The 19,877-nt window shown below is 57.7% G+C and carries 20 protein-coding genes and 1 riboswitch; all 20 genes read left to right on the forward strand.

Going from position 1 to position 19,877, the window contains the following annotated elements; genetic code table 11:
• Positions 1-14 precede the first annotated feature (14 nt).
• The 20 genes from cysK to C4S74_RS06850 all read left to right on the forward strand — a co-directional run bounded on the left by cysK (position 15) and on the right by C4S74_RS06850 (position 19,778).
• Entirely contained in the window at positions 15-941 is a 927-nt protein-coding gene (cysK, locus tag C4S74_RS06755; RefSeq protein WP_103994580.1) for a cysteine synthase A, read from the forward strand.
• A gap of 525 nt (positions 942-1,466) precedes the next feature.
• Entirely contained in the window at positions 1,467-1,775 is a 309-nt protein-coding gene (locus C4S74_RS06760) for a GNAT family N-acetyltransferase (protein WP_103994581.1), read from the forward strand.
• A gap of 373 nt (positions 1,776-2,148) precedes the next feature.
• Positions 2,149-2,640: an Lrp/AsnC family transcriptional regulator gene (locus C4S74_RS06765; RefSeq protein WP_103994582.1), complete on the forward strand. Its 492-nt coding sequence runs from the start codon at positions 2,149-2,151 to the stop codon at positions 2,638-2,640.
• A gap of 12 nt (positions 2,641-2,652) precedes the next feature.
• Positions 2,653-3,849, forward strand: coding sequence for an aminotransferase class I/II-fold pyridoxal phosphate-dependent enzyme (locus C4S74_RS06770; RefSeq protein ID WP_103994823.1), 1,197 nt, complete (start codon positions 2,653-2,655; stop codon positions 3,847-3,849).
• 70 nt (positions 3,850-3,919) lie between these two features.
• On the forward strand, positions 3,920-4,180 hold the full coding sequence (locus C4S74_RS06775; protein WP_103994583.1) for an aspartyl-phosphate phosphatase Spo0E family protein: 261 nt from the start codon (positions 3,920-3,922) through the stop codon (positions 4,178-4,180).
• Between the two features lie 54 nt (positions 4,181-4,234).
• Positions 4,235-4,810 (forward strand): hypothetical protein, encoded by a 576-nt coding sequence (locus tag C4S74_RS06780; RefSeq protein WP_258042416.1) that lies wholly within the window; start codon positions 4,235-4,237, stop codon positions 4,808-4,810.
• Positions 4,811-4,943: 133 nt separating this feature from the next.
• A riboswitch (cobalamin riboswitch) is annotated at positions 4,944-5,150 on the forward strand.
• Positions 5,151-5,328: 178 nt separating this feature from the next.
• Positions 5,329-6,336: an ABC transporter substrate-binding protein gene (locus tag C4S74_RS06785; RefSeq protein ID WP_103994585.1), complete on the forward strand. Its 1,008-nt coding sequence runs from the start codon at positions 5,329-5,331 to the stop codon at positions 6,334-6,336.
• A complete protein-coding gene (locus tag C4S74_RS06790) occupies positions 6,337-7,374 on the forward strand; it encodes an iron ABC transporter permease (RefSeq protein ID WP_103994586.1) in 1,038 nt (345 codons plus the stop codon).
• Positions 7,374-8,159 carry a heme ABC transporter ATP-binding protein gene (locus tag C4S74_RS06795; protein WP_103994587.1) on the forward strand — a complete coding sequence of 262 codons (786 nt, stop codon included), beginning with the start codon at positions 7,374-7,376 and terminating at the stop codon, positions 8,157-8,159. The genes C4S74_RS06790 and C4S74_RS06795 overlap by 1 nt, the downstream gene beginning before the upstream one ends.
• Positions 8,160-8,322: 163 nt before the next feature.
• Positions 8,323-9,372 (forward strand): nicotinate-nucleotide--dimethylbenzimidazole phosphoribosyltransferase, encoded by a 1,050-nt coding sequence (cobT, locus tag C4S74_RS06800; RefSeq protein ID WP_103994588.1) that lies wholly within the window; start codon positions 8,323-8,325, stop codon positions 9,370-9,372.
• Positions 9,372-9,965 (forward strand): bifunctional adenosylcobinamide kinase/adenosylcobinamide-phosphate guanylyltransferase, encoded by a 594-nt coding sequence (cobU, locus tag C4S74_RS06805; protein WP_103994589.1) that lies wholly within the window; start codon positions 9,372-9,374, stop codon positions 9,963-9,965. Before cobT ends, cobU begins: the two co-directional genes overlap by 1 nt.
• Positions 9,966-9,974: 9 nt before the next feature.
• A complete protein-coding gene (gene cbiB, locus C4S74_RS06810) occupies positions 9,975-11,066 on the forward strand; it encodes an adenosylcobinamide-phosphate synthase CbiB (RefSeq protein ID WP_103994590.1) in 1,092 nt (363 codons plus the stop codon).
• A complete protein-coding gene (gene cobS, locus C4S74_RS06815; RefSeq protein WP_103994824.1) occupies positions 11,042-11,899 on the forward strand; it encodes an adenosylcobinamide-GDP ribazoletransferase in 858 nt (285 codons plus the stop codon). The genes cbiB and cobS overlap by 25 nt, the downstream gene beginning before the upstream one ends.
• 172 nt (positions 11,900-12,071) lie before the next feature.
• The gene (gene cobD, locus C4S74_RS06820; RefSeq protein WP_103994591.1) at positions 12,072-13,187 is read left to right on the forward strand and encodes a threonine-phosphate decarboxylase CobD; all 1,116 of its coding nucleotides are present in this window, start codon (positions 12,072-12,074) and stop codon (positions 13,185-13,187) included.
• Positions 13,188-13,189: 2 nt separating this feature from the next.
• Complete coding sequence (locus C4S74_RS06825) at positions 13,190-14,866, forward strand: cobyric acid synthase (protein ID WP_258042417.1); 1,677 nt, start codon at positions 13,190-13,192, stop codon at positions 14,864-14,866.
• A 183-nt stretch (positions 14,867-15,049) separates the two neighbouring features.
• Positions 15,050-15,619, forward strand: a complete 570-nt coding sequence (locus C4S74_RS06830; RefSeq protein ID WP_103994592.1) for a cob(I)yrinic acid a,c-diamide adenosyltransferase — start codon at positions 15,050-15,052, stop codon at positions 15,617-15,619.
• A complete protein-coding gene (locus tag C4S74_RS06835; RefSeq protein ID WP_103994593.1) occupies positions 15,616-16,662 on the forward strand; it encodes an RluA family pseudouridine synthase in 1,047 nt (348 codons plus the stop codon). Before C4S74_RS06830 ends, C4S74_RS06835 begins: the two co-directional genes overlap by 4 nt.
• Positions 16,663-17,087: 425 nt before the next feature.
• Positions 17,088-17,444, forward strand: coding sequence for an arsenate reductase family protein (locus tag C4S74_RS06840; RefSeq protein ID WP_103994594.1), 357 nt, complete (start codon positions 17,088-17,090; stop codon positions 17,442-17,444).
• Positions 17,445-17,492: 48 nt separating this feature from the next.
• Positions 17,493-18,566, forward strand: coding sequence for a site-2 protease family protein (locus tag C4S74_RS06845; RefSeq protein ID WP_374755395.1), 1,074 nt, complete (start codon positions 17,493-17,495; stop codon positions 18,564-18,566).
• 30 nt (positions 18,567-18,596) lie between these two features.
• A complete protein-coding gene (locus C4S74_RS06850) occupies positions 18,597-19,778 on the forward strand; it encodes an aminotransferase class I/II-fold pyridoxal phosphate-dependent enzyme (protein ID WP_103994596.1) in 1,182 nt (393 codons plus the stop codon).
• Positions 19,779-19,877 lie beyond the last annotated feature (99 nt).

Below are 19,877 nucleotides of genomic sequence, written 5' to 3' on the forward strand. Positions count from 1 at the left end.
GGAGGAGACCGGAAATGAGCGGGAAACTGGTAAACAGCATCGCGGAACTGATTGGGGACACGCCTGCCGTACGGCTTAACCGCCTGACAAGCGAAGAGCATGCGGAAGTTTATGTTAAGCTGGAATATTTCAATCCGAGCGGGAGCGTAAAAGACCGCGCGGCTTATAATTTAATAACGCAGGCCGAGAAAGACGGCCTGCTTCAGCCCGGCGCGACGATCATCGAGCCGACAAGCGGCAACACCGGCATCGGACTGGCGATGAATGCGGCCGCGAAGGGGTATAAAGCGATTCTGGTCATGCCGGATAACATGACCAAGGAGCGGATCAATCTGCTCAAGGCCTACGGAGCGGATGTGGTACTGACACCAGCGGCGGAACGTATGCCGGGTGCCATAGCCAAAGCGCTGGAGCTTCAGCGCGGCATTCCCGGCAGTTTTATCCCGCAGCAGTTCGAAAACAAGGCGAACCCGGACATTCACCGGGTGACGACCGCCTTGGAGATTCTCGAGCAGACGGGCGGGCGGCTCGACGCGTTCGTCGCTTCGTCCGGTACGGGCGGAACGATCACGGGCACGGGCGAGGTGCTGCGCGAGCGGATCCCCGGCATCGAGATCTACGTTGTCGAGCCCGCCGGATCGCCGGTGCTGTCGGGCGGAGAGCCCGGCCCGCACAAGCTGGTCGGCACGTCGCCCGGCTTCGTGCCGAAGATTTTGAACACGGACGTCTATGACGAGATCGTCCGTGTAGAGGACGAGGATGCGCTGCGCACGACCCGCGAGCTCGCGGCCAAGGAGGGCATCCTCGTCGGTCCGTCCGCGGGCGCGACCGTGTGGACGGCCATTCAGGTGGCCCGCAAGCTGGGGCCAGGCAAGCGCGTCCTGTGCATTGCGCCCGATACGGGCGAGCGGTACCTCAGCATGGACATCTTCGGCGAATAAAGCGCAGGATGGCGATGCATACGGCCCCAACACTCACAGCGGCATCCCGCGGGGTGGATTTTTCGGTGTGTGAAGCTGGCTAAAGCTGACCGAGGCCGGTCACGCCACCTACCACCAGACGTACTGTGCCGCTGAGGCTGCTTAAACGGCATTCATAAAAAAGAGCTTTTCCTGAAATTCGGGGAAAGCTCTTTTTTATGCAGCCCGGCTTATGCAGCCCGGCTTATGCAGCCCGGCTTATGCAGCCCGGCTTATGCAGCCCGGCTTATGCGGAATGTTTCACCGTTATCGGGGAAGTCACATATATAAAGAACGGAGAGTTACGCCTCCGGTGCTTACAAAGAACGCTATGACGGAAAGGCCGGTCCCTGTGCTTTGGTCTGCGCTTATTTACGATGGGTGAATCCGGAGGCAGCGGACTTTTTAGTGAAAGAGTGGAATATGAGAGTAAGTGATTGAATAAAAATACAATATCATGTATAATTATCACAACTTCACTTGTTCGTAGAAAGGTGGCCTGTACGAATGATTTCCTTGTCCGGTGAAATGCCTAAACCATGGGTCCTGAACCCCTTTATACAATCCTATACAGAATTAACTTCCCAGAAGGTCGATCGCAAAAGTTTGAAAGGGATCGGAAACGGCCGTTTTATTTCCGCTTACGAAGATCAGAAGCTGGTCGGTATCGCGTTTTGTACCGGTGACGTGGAATGGGAGAACGAAGTTTCCCTTTCGGTTCTTGTTCTCCCGTCCTACCGCAAGAGCGGGATCGAATCGGCGATGCTGCGTCTGCTTCGCGGCAAGCAGTCTGCCTACAGCCGTACAGTAGGCTAAAGCGGAAAGTACCGGCAGGATGGAGACCCGTCCTGGGAGTATTAAGACCCGACAAGGGCGAGCCCGGCCGCACTGACGACCGGCAAAGGAGATGCCTGCGCGGGGAAAAGGCTCTCCGAACAGAAAACCGGCGGGACGAAGAATCGCGGCCGATTTTGGATTAACCTTGCGGCTTTCCGCCGCGGGGCGATGCCGCACTGTGTGCGGGCAAGTAGAGGAAGCTGCAAAGCGCGTGCTTGCGGCTTTTTCGCGCTTCCGTTTTTTATTGAATTCGGCGGGGGCTGCGTGTAATATGGAAGATAACGATTTTCCCTATCCGATGCTTGATTTCATTGGACCTTATTCATGATGATTCTTAGTGGGAGGCTTGACGATGGACGATTTGAAGCACAAGATTCTGGATATTCTGAAAGAGGATTCCCGCCGCTCTCCGGCGCTTATCGCGACCATGCTGGGAATTACGGAAGAAGAGGCGTCTGCCGCCATCCGCCAGATGGAAGACGAACACATCATCGTGAAATACGCCACCGTGCTCAACTGGAGCAAAGTGGACAGCGACAAGGTAAACGCGCTGATCGAAGTACAGATCACGCCTGAACGGGGAACGGGATTCGACGCGATTGCGGAACGCATTTATTTATATCCGGAAGTAAAGTCGGTCTACCTGATGTCCGGAGCTTACGACCTGCTTGTGGAGATCGAGGGCCGCACGCTGAGGGAAGTGTCTTCTTTCGTTTCCAGCAAGCTGTCGACACTGGACCGGGTACTGTCAACGAAAACTCATTTTATTCTGAAAAAATACAAACAGGATGGGATCATTTTTGATGACCATGAGGATGATCATCGGATGCTGGTCTCACCATAAAGGACGATGACGATGATAAACCAGGAAGAAATCGGACGTAAACCGAAATCCATGCAGGGCTATTTGTCACCGCTGGTCCGGGATATTCCTCCTTCGGGCATCCGGCGTTTTTTTGATTTGGTAAGCGGAAGCAAGGATATTATTTCTCTGGGCGTCGGGGAGCCGGATTTTGTGACGCCGTGGCATGTCCGCGAGGCATGCGTGTATTCTCTGGAAAGAGGCCGGACGAATTATACGCCGAACGCTGGCCTTCCTGAGCTTCGCGAAGCGATTGCCGAATATTTGTATACGAATTTTGCCGTAAAATACGAGCCATCGAACGAAGTCGTCGTTACGGTCGGCGGCAGCGAGGCGATTGACCTTGCGCTGCGCGCGCTGATTACGCCGGGCGATGAAATTCTCATTCCGGAGCCCTGCTACATCGCATACAGCCCGATCGTCACGATCGGCGGGGGAGTCCCGGTCGGCATCGAGACCTTCGCGAAGGACAGCTTCAAACTGAAGCCTGAGGCGCTCCGCGCAAGTCTGACGCCGAAATCCAAGGTGCTCGTGCTGAGCTACCCGAGCAATCCGACCGGCGGCATCATGACGTACGAGGATTGGGAGCCGATCGCCCGTATCGTGGAAGAGAACGATCTGATCGTCATCGCCGATGAAATTTACGCGGAGCTCACATACGGAAGCAGGCACGTGAGCTTCGCTTCGATGCCGGGCATGCGCGACCGCACGATTCTCGTCAGCGGTTTCGCGAAAGCTTTTGCCATGACGGGATGGAGAGTCGGCTACATGTGCGGGCACCCGGACCTGATCTCGGCCATGCTGAAGATCCACCAGTACACGGTGATGTGCGCCCCGATCATGGGTCAGATCGCCGCTCTCGAGGCGCTGCGCAACGGCCTGGAAGAGAAAGACCGGATGATGGAGTCGTATAATCAGCGCCGGCGCCTGGTGGTACAAGGCTTCCGGCAGATCGGTCTCGACTGCCACGAGCCGCAGGGCGCGTTCTACGCGTTCCCTTCCATCACTTCGACGGGGCTCAGCTCCGAAGAGTTCGCTCAGAGACTTCTGACTGAAGCGAAGGTGGCGGCTGTGCCGGGGCAGGTGTTCGGGAACGGGGGCGAAGGCTTCGTCCGGTGCTCCTATGCGACTTCCGTTTCACAGCTGAACGAAGCTTTGGACCGTATTGGGTCTTTTGTGAAAAATTTGTAAAGACTTGTCCCAAAAAATAGTTTTCAGAATCGGAAAAAACTGATATCTTTAGGGTAAAGGAGGGATATGTATGGCTTATTTAGAATATCGTCTGGCCGACAATTCGGGTTGGTTCAGCCATGACGTTACCGATCAACGCTGGTTATCCAAACGACCTGCCAAATTAGCCTCCCTCTTTCACCTGGAAGAAGAAATTCAGTTTATGCGGAACAGACTGGAGCAGATGGTCCAGTCCGGTGAGGCTATGACTTCCGAGTCCGTAATTGAAATGAGTATGCTTCTTGATCATAAGATTAACGAATATATGAATCTAGTTCAGAAGAGCCGGTAAATGCCGGCTTTTTTGCAGCGTTTGCACAGGCTATCAGGCTACGGAGGGGTTACGATGACACAGAAACGCTGGTTACCGGCTGCTGTACTGCTTCTATTATTCACCGTCTTGGTTTCCGGGTGCGGGAAGGCCCAGCCCAAAGCGGATGTTTCCATCTTTATGATGGCCCGCGACGGCATATCGGTCGATGCCGCTTTTAAGCTTGAAAACTCGTTGAAAGCGCTTGTGGGGGACAAGCCGTCGATCTATCTGAACACGTCCCCGCTTTTTTCCAATGAGAAGATGATTGTCGAAATGGGATACGGTAATCACGGTATCCTGATCATCCCGGAAGAACAGTTTAAGATTTATGCGGCCGAAGGGGCCTTTTTGCCGCTGGATGAGCATTTCAAGCAGGAAGACTATCCGGAGGGCGTGCTTGAAGCGACGATTGAACCTGCCGGGAAGAAAAAAGACCCGCCCGAAGCGCCCAAGAAGGAGACGCATCTGTATGGAATACCGCTCCAGTATTCCAAGTGGATGAAGGATAACGGCGTGGAAGGCAAAGGGCTCGTCGCCTTCATGGCGGTAAACAGCCGCAATCCCGAGCAGTCGTTCGAGGTGCTCAAGAAGATCGCCGCCAAATCGTGACGCGCCGGCCTTGGCGCAGCCGTGACTCTACAGCACAAGGCCAGCGCCTCGGCCGCGCTCGCTGCGGTGACTAAAGTCCTTGTCTTTCCGGCGCCGCTTGGCCTATAATGGGGGATGAACTTGAAGGCCCAACCTCATACGTTTACCGTCAGGTCCCGAAGCGGCGTCTCTCAGCGGAGATAAAGCCCAGGGTGAAAAGGGAAGCCGGTGCAAATCCGGCACGGTCCCGCCACTGTAATACGGAGATCGTCTTACGATGCCACTGTCCGCACGCGGATGGGAAGGCAAGACGGTCGACTATCCGTAAGTCAGGAGACCTGCCTGCCGGTTTGCAGCACAATATCCTTCGAGGAGAGGATCGCGCGAAACCGGAAAGGACGTCCGACTGACGTCCGTTTCACCTCGTGATTCTGAAAGTTATCCCCTCTATCTCCGGATAGAGGGGATTTTTTGTTGACATGCGCGAACATCGTGGGACAAACCTCAAGTCAAACTAAACCGGTAAGGGAGTAGAGAACATGAACAACGAACGAAGAACCGCCAGGGGTTTCAAATACGCCCTGCTGCTGCTTGTTTTGACACTGGCCTTCGGGCTGACGGCCTGCGGCCAGAAAAGCGCGGATAACGGGACGGCGGGGACGGCCTCTCCGGCGGCTAGCACCGCTCCGCAAACGAACGCGAAGAAAACGCAGTATCCTTTGAAAGTAACCGATGCGACAGGCAAGGAATTTACATTCGAGAAAGCGCCCGAGAAAATCGTTTCGGTGTCGCCTGCCGAGACGGAAGCTCTTTTTGCGATCGGCCTGGGCGATAAAATCGTCGGCGTGTCCGATTTTGACGATTATCCGGCGGAAGCGAAAACGAAGCCGAAAATGGGCGGAATTACGCAGCCTAACCAGGAATCCGTTATCGCGTCGGGAGCCGACATTGTTTTTACAGGCGTTTCGATGAAAAAAGAATCGGTCGAGAAGCTGCGTGCCATGGGCATCAACGTTTTTAAGGTAGAGCCTAAGACGCTTGACGACGTCATAAAAAATATTCAGCTTTACGGTCAGATTGCCGACCATCAGGAGCAGGCGGAAAAAGTCGTCGCAAAAATGAAAGAAGACCGTCAGAAAGTCACGGATGCTGTAAAAACCGTGGCGGCGGACAAGAAGAAAAAAGTCTATATCGAATTTTCCCCGGGCTGGACAGTCGGCAAGGGCGAATTTATGGATGAGCTCATCACCTTGGCAGGCGGTGTCAACGTCGCTTCCGACATTACGGGCTGGAAGCAGATCAGCGAGGAGAAAATCATCCAGCAGAACCCGGACGTTATTTTATTCGCCAAAGACGTGGTGGATGACAAAACGAAAAAGAGTCTCGAAGAACTTATTCGCGGACGCAGCGGATGGAACGAGATCAATGCGGTCAAAAACAACCAGGTAATCGGTCTCGACCAGAATACGCTGAGCCGTCCGGGCCCGCGTCTGACAGACGGACTTCTGCAAATGGCCAAAGCCGTTTATCCGGACCTGGTGAAATAAATGAAGCCTAAATGGGGACTTTGGGGAGGAGTAGGAGTTTTACTCCTTCTTCTTTCTATTGTGCTGAGTCTTTCGCTGGGCTCGGCCCATCTGCCGGTGAGTCAGATCGCTTCGATTCTGGGGAGCAAGCTGCCTTGGATCGGAGATAAAATCACGCCGGACTGGCCCGTATCCTCGGAGCAGATTATTATGAAGGTAAGGCTGCCGCGCGTGATGCTGGCCATCCTGGTGGGAGCCTCCCTTTCGGTAGCGGGAGCCGCTTTTCAAGGCGTCCTGCGCAATCCGCTTGCGGACCCTTATACGCTCGGGGTCAGCAGCGGAACAAGCGTGGGCGCGGCGTTCGTTATCTACTTCGGTCTGCAGACGACGTTTTTCGGTGCGTGGACGATACCGGTCGTCGGTTTTGCGACAGGAGCGGTTTCGCTCTGGATCGTATTGCGCCTGGCCCAGACCGACGGCAAAATCCGTATGGAGACGCTGCTGCTTTCCGGTGTCGTGATGCAGGCGTTTCTCGGCTCGGTGGTTTCTTTTCTCGTGTCGATGTCCAAGCAGGTCGTTAACGAAATCGTTTTCTGGCTGATGGGAAGCCTGGCCATGAAAGGCTGGTCGTACACAACCGTTCTCCTGCCGTATTTCATCGTAACTTTTGTTGTGCTGTACAGCTATGCGCGGACACTTAACCTGCTGGCGCTCGGGGAACGTCAGGCGGCCCATCTCGGGATCCATGTCGAGCGGACGAAGCTGATCGTCCTCATTACCGCCACATTGGTGACGGCTGCCGCCGTTTCCGTGTCCGGCGTAATCGGGTTTGTCGGACTGATCGTGCCTCATCTGATCCGTTTGATCGCCGGTCCGGATTACCGGCTGATCGTGCCGCTGTCGGCCGTTGGCGGAGCCATCTACGTCCTGTGGGCCGATACGCTGGCCCGGACGCTTCTGAGCCCGACGGAGATTCCTCTCGGGGTCATCACCGCGTTTCTGGGTGCGCCGTTCTTCGCTTATCTGCTGCGCAAACAGAGGAAATGGGGGAGAAGCTGATGGAACCGATTATCGAAGTGCAGGGGGCGGGAAAAAGTTTCGGCGGAACCCGCGTGCTCAAAGATATACGTTTCGAAGTGAAGCCCGGCGAATTTTTCGGCATCATCGGGCCCAACGGGAGCGGGAAATCGACTCTGCTAAGACTTGTTTCCGGCGTTGATCCTCTTACGGAGGGCCGTATTCTGCTGCAGGGGAAGGAAGTCGCGGGCTATTCCCGCAAGGAGCTCGCCCGCTGGCTTGCCGTGCTTCAGCAGGATGCGCTGCCTCCGCTCGGTTTCACCGTCCGCGAGGTGGTTGAAATGGGCCGGTTCCCTTTCCAGAACTGGCTCGGGGAAGACCGGGAGGACGCCGCCGCTCTCGTCGACCGGATTATGCGGCGTCTCGATCTGGAGGCACTGGCCGACCGGACGGTGGAGAATTTGAGCGGCGGCCAGAAACAGCGTGTGGCGCTGGCCAAGGTGATGGCCCAAGAGCCTCGCCTTCTGCTGCTCGATGAGCCTACGACTTATCTGGACATCGGCTACCAGATGCAGCTTATGGACTACGTGCGGCAGTGGCAGCGGGAAGAAGGACTGACGGTAGTCGCTGTTCTTCACGATCTGAACCTGGCCGCCCTCTACTGCGAACGGCTTCTTGTCGTTCATGAGGGAGAAGGCGTATCGATCGGTACGCCCGAGGAGATTATGAGAAGCGAGCTGATCCGGGACGTCTACGGGACGGAACCGATCGTTCTGGAGCATCCGGAGCACGGCATTCCTCAAATTCTGCTGCGCCGGGGAGATTAAACCTCGTAAGCTCTGTGCGCCCACAGGGCGTTTTACATATCGGCCGGCATGCGGACGGTCAATAAGGCATGCGTACTCTGCATGAATATCAAAATACAAACTGCCAGAAGCAGATTATAGCAAGTTGAAACAAGTAGCATCGAGATACCGAGGAGGAACAAACATGAACGAACTTCAGGATGTAATCGGCGCCATACGCCCGCTCCGTCAGGAAGCGATGGAGGCGGCGTCCGTCCATCTCGATAATCTGACCAAACCGCCGGGAAGCCTCGGCAAGCTGGAGGATATGGCACGCCAGCTTGCGGGAATTACCGGAGAGGTTACGCCCGATACGAGCCGCAAGGCGATCGTCGTCATGGCGGCCGATCACGGCGTCTGCGAAGAAGGCGTCAGCGCGTTTCCGCAGGAAGTGACCCGCCAGATGGTGATGAACTTCCTGCAGGGCGGCGCGGCTGTCAATGTGCTGGCCCGGCATGCGGGAGCGGAAGTCGTATGCGTCGATATCGGCGTCAACGCCGACCTGGAGCATCCGGATCTCCTCTCCCGCAAAGTCCGGAAAGGCACGGCCAATATGGCCCGTGAGGCCGCAATGTCCCGCGAAGAGGCTCTGCAGGCCATCCGCGCCGGAGTCGAGGTCGCTGACATGCTGGCGGGACAAGGCGTGCGGGTTCTGGCGACCGGGGAGATGGGGATCGGCAATACGACGGCCAGCTCCGCCCTGCTGAGCGTGCTCGGTGGCATCGACGTCCAGGACGCGGTAGGACGCGGAACGGGCATCGACGATGCCCGCTGGCTGCACAAGCAGGAAGTCGTCCGCAAGGCGATTGAGATCAACAAGCCGGATGCGGAAGATGCGCTTGATGCCCTCGCCAAGATCGGCGGGCTCGAAATCGCGGGCCTGACCGGTGTCATCCTCGGTGCGGCGAAGAATGCTTGCCCGGTCGTGATCGACGGGTTCATCTCTTCGGCCGCCGCGCTGGTTGCTTCCCGGCTGGCTCCGGAATCCCAGCCGTATATGATCGCCTCCCACCAGTCGCACGAGCAGGGGCACGCACGAATGCTGGAAGCGGTAGGGCTCAGTCCCATGCTGCATATGGATATGAGACTGGGAGAAGGGACCGGGGCTGCTCTGTGTTTCACGCTTATGGATGCGGCAGGCAAGATTATGCGAGAGATGGCTTCTTTCGAGAGCGCCGGAGTGTCGCGGGCCTAATGAATCCGACGCATGAACATACAGCGGGATCGGGAGCCGTTCTCGTTACCGGCGGCGCCAGAAGCGGCAAAAGCTCGTTTGCCGAGCAGCTGTCTGCCCGGCTTGCCGCACACGGCACTTATCTCGCAACGGCCCGGATCTGGGACGAGGAGATGCGTCAGCGGATCGCGCTGCACCGCACACAGCGAGAACAGTCCGGCTTTCCCTGGGTTACGGCGGAAGAGCCGATGGAGCTTTCCGCGGCGCTGAGGACGTGCAGCGGCAGCAGGGGGCCGGGCGTCGTCCTCGTGGACTGCCTGACGCTGTGGCTTTCCAATCGCCTGCTGCAGGTCGAGTCTTCGCCGGATGCTGCGGAACAGGTGAATGCCGCCGTGGATGAGCTTGTCCGGACAGTTGAAGCTTACGAGGGGCCGCTCGTGCTCGTCACGAACGAAGTGGGCAGCGGAATTGTACCCGAATATCCTCTCGGTCGTCTGTACCGGGATCTGGCCGGCCGGATGAATCAGCGGCTGGCACAAGTTTGCGGCCAAGTTTTTCTGGTGACTGCCGGGATACCGGTCGAGCTGAAAAGCCGGGCTTACCGGTTTGAATAGAGGGAACTCATGATTTTTTATTCGCTGAAGGAAATTTTGTGGATGATGCTGGTGGCCATTGCCGTCGACTTGGTGATCGGCGACCCGAAGTGGCCGACGCATCCTGTGATCCGCATCGGGAGTCTGATCAGCTTTCTGGAACGGAAGCTGAGAAGAGAATCCGCATCGCGCGAGAAGGCGGCCGGAGATGCGGAAAATACGAGCGAAGCCCCAACGGGGGCGGACGGCGGCATGTTCGCTGACGCCGGCGCGAAGGACAAGGCAGGCGGACAAGCTGTGCTGTCTCCGCGCTCTTTAAAGCTGTGGGGGGTTGTGCTGGCCGCAGCCGTCATGCTGGCCGCATTTGCCGCCATGCTGGCCGTAACGGCCGTAGCCGCGGCGATTCACCCGTGGCTGGGATACGCGGTGACGACGTGGTTCATTTCGACGACGATAGCCGTCAAAGGCTTAAAAGACGCTGCGCGGCTGGTGGCAGTGCCTCTCGCCGCCGGAGATATGGCCGCCGCGCGCAAATATACCGGCTATATCGTCGGCCGTGACACGAAGCACCTCGACGAAGGCGAACTGACGCGCGCCGTCGTCGAAACAGTCGCCGAGAACACCGTCGACGGAGTCGTTTCTCCGCTGTTCTACGCCCTCATCGGCGGAGCGCCTCTGGCGATGCTGTACCGGGCGGCGAATACGCTGGACTCTATGGTCGGCTACAAGAACGACCGGTACAGACATTTCGGCTGGGCCTCCGCGCGGTGGGACGACGTGATGAACTGGATTCCGGCCAGATTGACCGGAATCCTGCTCATTCTGGCAGCGGCCGTACAGCCGAAGATGAGCGCTTTCCGGGCGGCCCGCTCGGTAGGGAGGTTTGCCAGGCTCCATCCGAGCCCGAACAGCGGGATTCCGGAGTCGGCCGTTGCCGGGGCGCTCGGCATCGAGCTGGGCGGGCGCAATACGTACGGAACCGTGGTCAGCGAGCGCGCACGCATGGGCTGGCCGCTCAGACCGCGGAGCCGCGGTGATATCGACGGAACAGTCCGGCTGCTGTACGGGGCGGCGGGCTGGCTGGCAGGAGGAATATTATGCGCAATCTGGCTGCTGAATTAAAGCTGTGGCTGCACGGTCTGGTCACGGCGATCCAGTTTCTTACCCGGCTGCCGCTTCCGGTACGGATCGAATGGACACCGGCCGTTCTGCGGCGCAGCCTTGCTTTTTACCCGGTGGTCGGGATGATTTTGGGCCTGCTTCTTGCCGGTTCCGGCTGGGTGCTGGAGAAGGCGCTTCCCTCTCTGCCGGCGGCCGCGCTTCTGCTGTGCCTGTGGATCGGGCTGACGGGAGCGCTGCATCTGGACGGATTGATGGATACGGCGGACGGTCTGCTCAGCCACCGCTCCCGGGAACGGATGCTGGAAATTATGAAGGACAGCCGCGTCGGAGCCATGGGCGTCATCGTGTGTGCCGCTGTCGTGCTTCTCAAGTGGAGCGTGATGGTGCCGCTTCTGACAGGCGGCGTTCTCTCCGGAAGCTGGGTTCTGGTGCTTGTGCCGGTCTGGAGCCGGACTTTCATGGCGGCTGCCATGGCTATATGGCCGTATGCGCGGAGCGGGGGCGGTCTGGGCGGTTTTTTTGAAGGGGAAAAAAAGCCCTTCGCGCTTCTGGGGGCGGGTATCGCTTTACTTCTGAGCGCGGCAGCGGTCGCTTATTTCCGTGACTCGGGCGGGACGCTTCCCCTTAGGACTTCTTTGCATGTTCTCGAAGGGGCGGGGCCTTTATTGTGGGCGCTTATGCTGCTCGCGGTTACCTTCGCGCTGGGGGGCATCCTGGCGGCCTGGATGGCCAAAAAGCTCGGCGGGCTGACGGGGGACACCTACGGGGCTTTAAATGAACTGCTGGAAGCGCTGCTGCTTCTTGCCGCCGCATTCGTGCTGAATGTAGCTTAAGATACGCGGGAATGGTCGAAAAGCTCTGCTGCCCCGCAAAGCCGTAAGGACGGGCGGCGGAGCAAGCGGATTTGCAGCGTGAACCTATAAAGAGGCGGGATGGATTCGTTGATCGGACTCCCGGCCTTTTTGCATATAAACGGACAGGAATTGATAAAAAAGGGGGATCACTATGCTGGAGCGATACGGACACGGCGGGGATGTATGGACGGCGGAGGAGAAGTACGGGCGCGGCCGGGAACAGTTTCTCGATTTCAGCTCGAATATGAATCCGTTCGGCCCGCCCGCGGCGGTGGAGGAAGTGCTGCGGTCAGGCTGGAAACAGATCGTGCGCTATCCCGACCCGGCCGTCAGGGAGCTTAGAGGAAAAATTGCGGCCAAATACGGAGTTCCCGCGGAATCTGTGCTGGTGGGCAACGGGGCCGCCGAATTGATCGATCTTGCCGTGCGCGTTCTTCAGCCGGAAGTGACGGCGCTTGCCCGTCCTTCTTTCAGCGAATACGAGGATGCGGTGCTTAAAACGGAAGGCCGTATCCACGATATTCCGCTGCGTGCGGAGCACGGCTTCCGGCTGCAAAAGGCGGATGCCGAAGAAGCGCTTAAGCGTTCGGATCTGCTTTTCCTGGGGCAGCCGAACAATCCGACGGGGAGGCTCATTCCCCGGGAACTGCTGAACGATTTGGCCGGCAGCGGGCATCCGCTCATTCTGGATGAGGCGTTTCTGGATTTCGTACCCGACGAGAAAAACGTGACGCTGCTGCGGCTTGCGGCCGAATCCAGGCATGTCGCCGTGATCCGTTCCATGACGAAGTTTTACGCGATTCCGGGAGCGCGGCTCGGTTTTATTGTCGCTCATCCGGATGTAATCGGCCGTATGTCGCGCCTGCAGGTGCCGTGGAGCGTGAATTATTTCGCCCAGCTTATCGGATGCGCCGTCCTGGACGACGAAGCTTTTCATGCGAAAACCGTCTCCTGGCTGCAGGAAGAAAGTCCGTGGCTTGCGGCCGGACTTGCTGGCCTGGGGCTTGAGGTGACGCCGAGCGACACGAACTATATGCTGTGCGCCCTGCCGGAAGACAGCTCCATAGACGTCGCCGTTCTACAGGAAGAAATGGGCAGGCGCGGAGTTCTCATCCGGGACGCTTCGCTTTTCGAAGGGCTCGGCACGCGGTATTTCCGTACGGCGGTTAAGCTGCGGGGCGATAACGAACGTCTGCTTGAAGCCTTGTCTGAAGTATTGAAGGCGGCTCAAGCCGGAGAAATCTCACTGGAAGGGAGCAGCCGATGAACATGCGGAATTCCATATTTGTAAAAGGCCCCGGCGGTACGGCCACGGCTTACCGCAGCGGGAATCAGCCGGCGCACGGCCTGGAAAATACGGCCGGGATGCCGGCCAAAACCCTTATGGTACAGGGGACCGCTTCGGATGTCGGCAAAAGCATTTTAACGGCTGCTTTGTGCCGTATATTCGTGCAGGACGGCCTCCGTGTGGCGCCTTTCAAGTCGCAGAACATGTCGCTGAACTCCTATGTGACGCCGGACGGCAAAGAAATCGGGCGGGCCCAAGGAGTACAAGCCGATGCATGCCGTATACCGGCCACAACGGATATGAATCCGATTTTGCTGAAGCCGTCCCAGGATATGCGCTCCCAGGTAGTGGTGCACGGCAAGCCATATCAAGATATGGACGCGCGTGCCTACCGCGAATCTTATCTGCCTCTGGCGGAGAAGGTCGTAAGGGACGCGCTGGCCCGGCTGCGGGGGACGGTTGACCTCGTTGTGCTCGAAGGAGCGGGAAGCCCGGCGGAAATCAACCTGAAGGACCGGGATATCGTAAACATGCGGATGGCCAAGTGGGCCGACGCTCCCGTGATTTTGGTGGCGGACATCGATCGGGGCGGGGTGTTCGCGTCCATCGTCGGCACGCTGGAGCTGCTGGAGCCGGAAGAGCGGGACCGGGTAAAGGGATTTGTCATCAACAAATTCCGGGGCGACGTCAGCCTGCTGAAGCCGGGACTGGACTGGCTGGAGGAGCGGACGGGAAAGCCCGTTCTCGGCGTGGTCCCTTATTATCCCAAGCTTGGGATTGAAGACGAGGATTCCGCTTCGCTGGATTCCAAAAGAAGGCTGGCCCCGGCTCCGGCGGGCCGGCAGGAGGAGCAGCGGCCGGATGTGCTGGATATCGCGGTCGTCCGGCTGCCCCGGATTTCCAACTTCACGGATATCGATCCGCTGCACGAAGAGCCGGACGTGTCCGTGCGTTATGTCGGCAGTGCCGGCGAATGGGGGAGTCCGGATATCGTCGTTGTGCCGGGAAGTAAAAATACGATGAGCGACCTTCTTTTCCTGCGGGAAAGCGGTCTGGCGGATCAAATCGTCCGCCATGCGGCCAGCGGAGGCCGGGTTGCCGGGATATGCGGAGGATACCAGATGCTGGGTGCTTCGCTTTCGGACCCGCTCGGAACGGAATCCGATTACAGGGGGGACCGGGAAGGACTGGGCCTTCTGCCGGTGGCGACCGAATTTACGCCGGAGAAAAAGACGGTCCGTGCCGAAGGAAGCTGCGGACTCTTTTTTCAAAAGCCGGACCTGCCTGTGGACGGCTACGAAATTCATATGGGCGTAACGAGGATGACGGACGAATCGTCGGAGCGGCCTTTTCGCCTGCGCGCTTCCCTGCCGGGTTCCGGGGATGAAGGCGGTTCGGAGGGCGGCTTGCATCCCGAAGGAGCCTCGGCTTTCGAGGGACGGGTCTGGGGAACGTATCTGCACGGCATTCTGCATAATGACGATTTCCGCAGATGCTGGCTGAACGGCGCCCGTCAAAGCAAGGGGTGGGAAGTCCTTCCCGCCGAGCTTCGCTTCCGGGAAAAACGGGAGGAAGCGTTCGACCGGCTCGCGGATCACGTTCGCAGCCATATCGATATGGATCTTTTGTATGAGATTGCGGGATTAACTCGCGAATAAAAGCGTCCGGACGTGTTTCCGGTAGAACGTTGATGATCCCATGGAATCCATTTGCACTGCCTGTCCGGGAAAGCTATGATAAGAAAAAGAGCCTTTCGGAGCTATGAAGCGGACGGGCGGGGTTAATTTTTTATCGTGAATAATATTGAAGAAAGAAATTTGGCGTGAGCGGGAGGAATACAAGTGAAAATTTATACGAGAACCGGAGACGCCGGCAAAACGGGCGTCATCGGCGGACGTGTCGATAAAGACGACGAACGGGTAGAAGCGTACGGAACGGTAGACGAACTGAACTGTTATCTGGGGCAGGCCATGAGTTTCATGGACCCGGAGAAGTTTGCCGATCTGCTGGAAGATCTGCTTACGGTCCAGCATGAGCTGTTTGACTGCGGATCGGACTTGGCTCTGCTTAAAACGGAACTGCGGCCTTTTAAAGTGACGGCTGAAATGGTCGACAATCTGGAGACGTGGATCGATAAATACGATGCCGAGACGCCCGATATTACAAGGTTCATTCTGCCGGGGGGCAGCCGGAGCTCTGCTGCGCTTCACATCTGCCGGACCGTTTGCCGCCGTGCCGAAAGGCGCGTCGTGACGCTGGCCCGCACCCAGGAAATCAATGTGGAGGTACGCCGTTACCTCAACCGTCTGTCGGATCTTTTCTTCACGATTGCCCGTACGGCCAACTTCCGGGAAGGTCAGACGGACGTGGAATACGTCCGCAGCGCCGAGGTGTTCCGACGGAAAAAATGATGAATTATTACAGTCCTTTAACGTATGTGGTCCCTCCCGACGAGGAGGGCTTTTATCTGAAAACGATTTTGCAAAACCGGATGGGCCTCTCGCGTAAACTGCTCTCCAGACTCAAACTGACGGAACAGGGGATCACCGTCAACGGCAACCGTGAATACATCAGCATTAAAGTGAAGAGCGGAGATGTGATTGAAATCCGGATGCAGGAGGAAGAGTCGGAGGATATTTTGCCCCAGGATCTTCCCCTTGAAATTTTATTCGAAGACGAGCATCTGCTCATCGTGAATAAAGAATCCGGAATGATCGTGCACCCGACGCACGGTCATTATTTGAACACGGTGGCCAACGCCGCCGTGCATCACTGGAAGGAGCGGGGCGAGAACGTCCGCTTCCGGCCGGTTCACCGGCTCGATCAGGAAACCTCGGGCGTGCTTGCGATTGCCAAAAATCCGTATGTACACCAGCAGATTTCGGAGCAGATGATCGCTCACAGCATAACGAAGGAGTATCTGGCTATCGTACATGGCACGGTAGCGGAAGAACGGGGTACGATCGACGCCCCGATCGACCGCGACCCCGAACAGCCGCACATCCGTATCGTGACGCCGTCCGGCTACCGTGCCGTCACTCATTATGAGGTGGTGCGCCGCTATGACGGCATCACTCTGGTGCGGCTGATGCTGGAAACCGGGCGGACGCATCAAATCCGCGTCCATATGAAGCACCTCGGGCATCCGCTCCTCGGTGACAAGATGTACGGCCCGGAGGCGGACTCCCTGGAACGTGCGGGTGACGGCAGCCTCGCGGGAGAGGCCGCGACCGCTGAAGCAGCAGGTGCGCGTGGAGCCGCCGGGGAAGCCGCGCATGAAGACGCCGGAGCGGACTGTGCCGCCGGAATCCCGGCGCAATCCGCTCCGGAGCTCGCCCGGCAGGCGCTGCACGCGTACCGGCTTGGCTTTGTCCACCCGGGCACGCGGGAGCGGGTGGAGTTCACCGCTCCGCTGCCGGCGGACATGCAGGCGGTTCTCGACGCCTGCGAGTAGGCTATCCGCGCCAAGCCGGCTATACGGTCTGCGGCGGGATTGCGCCGTGACACACAGCCGGCCGCCGGTGCCCGGGCGCTCGACGGCATGGGGGCTTGCGGATGAACGGCATGCAGAAGCAGGCTTACCGCAGCCTATCCCCGCGCTTTGCCCGCTGTTTAACCGCAAGCGCCCGCCGGGCGCGGCGGCCTTGTGGAACTTTTCCGGCCGCCCTGCGTATAAAAGCATGCGGCAAGCCAGGCCGAGATTTTTTAAAACCAGCCTCCCCGCCGCTTCGGCAGGAGGTTTTTTCGAATACGTGAATCACAGTCAGACCGGGGTTCGACCGGCTGCCGCGCAGTGCCTCAGCGATCGCCGGGAATTCGTAGGAAATGGAAAGTAATCAGCTCAACCACCAAATGTTCCATGAAAGGAAGTCTCGTCTTATGTCCGTAACGATTTATGAATACAGCAAATGCAGCACATGCCGCAATGCCCTGAAATGGCTGCGCGCCAAAGGGCTCGATCCGGTAACCGTTCCGATTGTGGAGAAGCCTCCGACCGCAGAAGAAATCCGCGTTCTTGTCCGCAACAGCGGCCTTGAGCTCAAAAAGTTTTTTAATACGAGCGGAGAGGTGTACAAAGAGCTTGCACTTAAGGACAAGCTGGGAAGTATGACGGAGGACGAACAGCTTGCCCTGCTCGCATCCAACGGCAAATTGCTCAAAAGGCCGATCGTAACGGACGGCAGCAAGGTTACCGTTGGTTTTAAGGAAGCCGACTTTGAGAAGGCATGGGGGTAACGGAGGCGTCCCGCGGGGGTCGTCCGTTTCCTGAAAGGGGTGAAGGAATTGCCGGAAAATCAATCGTCCAAATCCACTAAAAAAAATCCGCTCTGGGTTCTTGGTGCCATCGGTGCTTTTCTTCTAAAATTCGGAAAGTTCGGAAAATTCGGAGCGACAATCATTTCAATCGCCATTACGATTGCCAGTTATGCGATCATCGCTCCGCTGCCGTTTGCTATCGGTCTGGTAGCGATGATTTTTATCCATGAAATCGGTCACGTCCTAGCGGCCAAGAAAAAAGGGCTTCCGGTCACGGCACCTCTTTTTATTCCGTTTCTGGGTGCGCTGATCAGCATGAAACGAAATCCGAGGGATGCCGTTACGGAAGCGTATATCGCTTACGGCGGGCCGCTGCTCGGAACGATCGGGGCTACGGCGACTTTTGCCCTGGGTGTGTACGCCGACTCCAACCTGCTCATTTCAATCGCGTATACCGGATTTTTTCTGAATCTGATCAACCTCCTTCCGATCCATCCGCTGGACGGGGGACGTATCTCGACCGCCGTGACCCGATGGCTGTGGCTGGTCGGTCTGATCGGCGGACTGGCCGTTATCCTTTACTTGCGAAGCTTCCTGTTCCTGATCATCTGGGCTTTATTCGCCTGGGATTTATACAAAAAATTCGTCAAATTCCGCGACAAGCCTCAGCTTATGCATTTCCAGCCGCGTTTTGACATGACGGCCCACCATTTGCTGGCGCACGGGTATATGATTCCGGGAGAGGATCACCGCCGTGATCTTGCTTTTACGACCTACTCCGAACTGAGCGGGGATGAGGCAGGTGTGCAGATGGTCCATACCTCCTGGGACGCGATCGAGTTTGAAACGAAATTCGCCCTGCCCCGGCAGGCAGTGGTTCACCGTGTCCAGGTGGTGAAAATCGAACGGGTAACGCGGGAAGACGGCCTGCACCTGGTTCTGCACTTCGACGTCGAACTGGAGCCGTTTGAAAACGACGCTTATTACGAGGTTCCCGCGGCTACACGCTGGAAGTTCGGCGCCGCTTACTTCGCCCTTGCCGTCTACCTGCTGGCTATGATGAACTGGGTGCATCGGGTACTGCCCGCGGCGGCTTATTAAACAGTACGATTCAAGGGGGAAACGAAGCGGATGAAAGCATACGGCTCGACAAGATTAGATAGTCTGGGATCGGCTATTTTCGCCGAAGTCGCCCAGTGGAGAAGGGAGGCGGAAGAGCGCGGCGTCGATGTCATCGACCTTGGAATCGGAAGTCCCGACCTTCCGCCTTCTCCGCGTGTCATCGAAGCTTTGGCGGAGGCCGTGAGAAATCCGCAAGCCTACGGATATCCGGGCTCAGAAGGAACGCCCGAATTCCGCAGGGCGGCCGCGGGCTGGATGCACCGGCGGTTCGGGGTCACGCTTGACCCGCAGCGCGAGGTGCTGGCCTTGATGGGCTCGCAGGACGGTTTGGCCCATCTGGCCATGGCCCTGTGCAATCCCGGGGATACGGCGCTCGTGCCGGATCCCGGCTATCCCATCTATGCCGCCAGTCTCGTTCTGGCCGGCGTTGAACCCGTTCGGATGCCCCTGAGGGAATCGAACGGGTTTCTTCCGCAGCTGGAGAACATCCCGCCGGAAACGGCGGAGAAGGCTTCCTTCCTGCTGCTGAGCTATCCCGGGAATCCGATTCCAGAAGCGGCGGACCGGGCTTTTTACGAGAAAGCGCTTGCCTTCGCCGAGCGTTACGGTCTTCTGATCGTGCACGATCTGGCTTATTCGGAGCTGGCCTTTGACGGCTACAAACCGATGAGTATTCTGGAGCTGGAAGGCGCGGAGAAGAGGGCGGTGGAATTTCATTCCTTGTCCAAAAGCTTCAACATGGCAGGCTGCCGGATCGCCTTTCTGGCCGGTAATGCCGAAGCGGTGGACGCTTTGCGCCGGTTGAAGGCCAACATCGACTACGGTGTCTTCCTACCTGTCCAGCAGGCGGCCGTCGTGGCTCTGGAGGAGGAAACATCGTTTCCGGCTGCCATTTCAGCGGTGTACGAACGTAGACGGGATGTGCTCGTGGACGGTCTGCGCCGGATCGGCTGGCAGGTTTCCCGGCCTAAAGCGACGATGTTCGTCTGGGCCAGAATTCCGCAAGGCTGGACTTCCCGACATATTTCTCGGGAAATATTAGAGCGTGCGGGGGTAGCGATGATCCCCGGAGACGCCTTCGGGGCAGAGGGAGAAGGCTATGTACGGATAGCGCTGGTCCAGCCGGAAGAACGTCTTCAAGAAGCCGTGTCTAGAATCGGCGAAATATGGCGATCCATTAGCGAAAGATAGAAAACTACATAAAATTTCCAATCAACCCGTTTTAAAGAAGGAAAAAATGCCAAGAATGAGTAAAGTAATAGAGATCCCTCTATGAAACAGGGTTGAAAG

Origin of the sequence: Paenibacillus sp. UNC499MF, from assembly GCF_900107975.1 — a bacterium.
In the GTDB taxonomy this organism is placed as follows: Bacteria; Bacillota; Bacilli; order Paenibacillales; family NBRC-103111; genus Paenibacillus_F.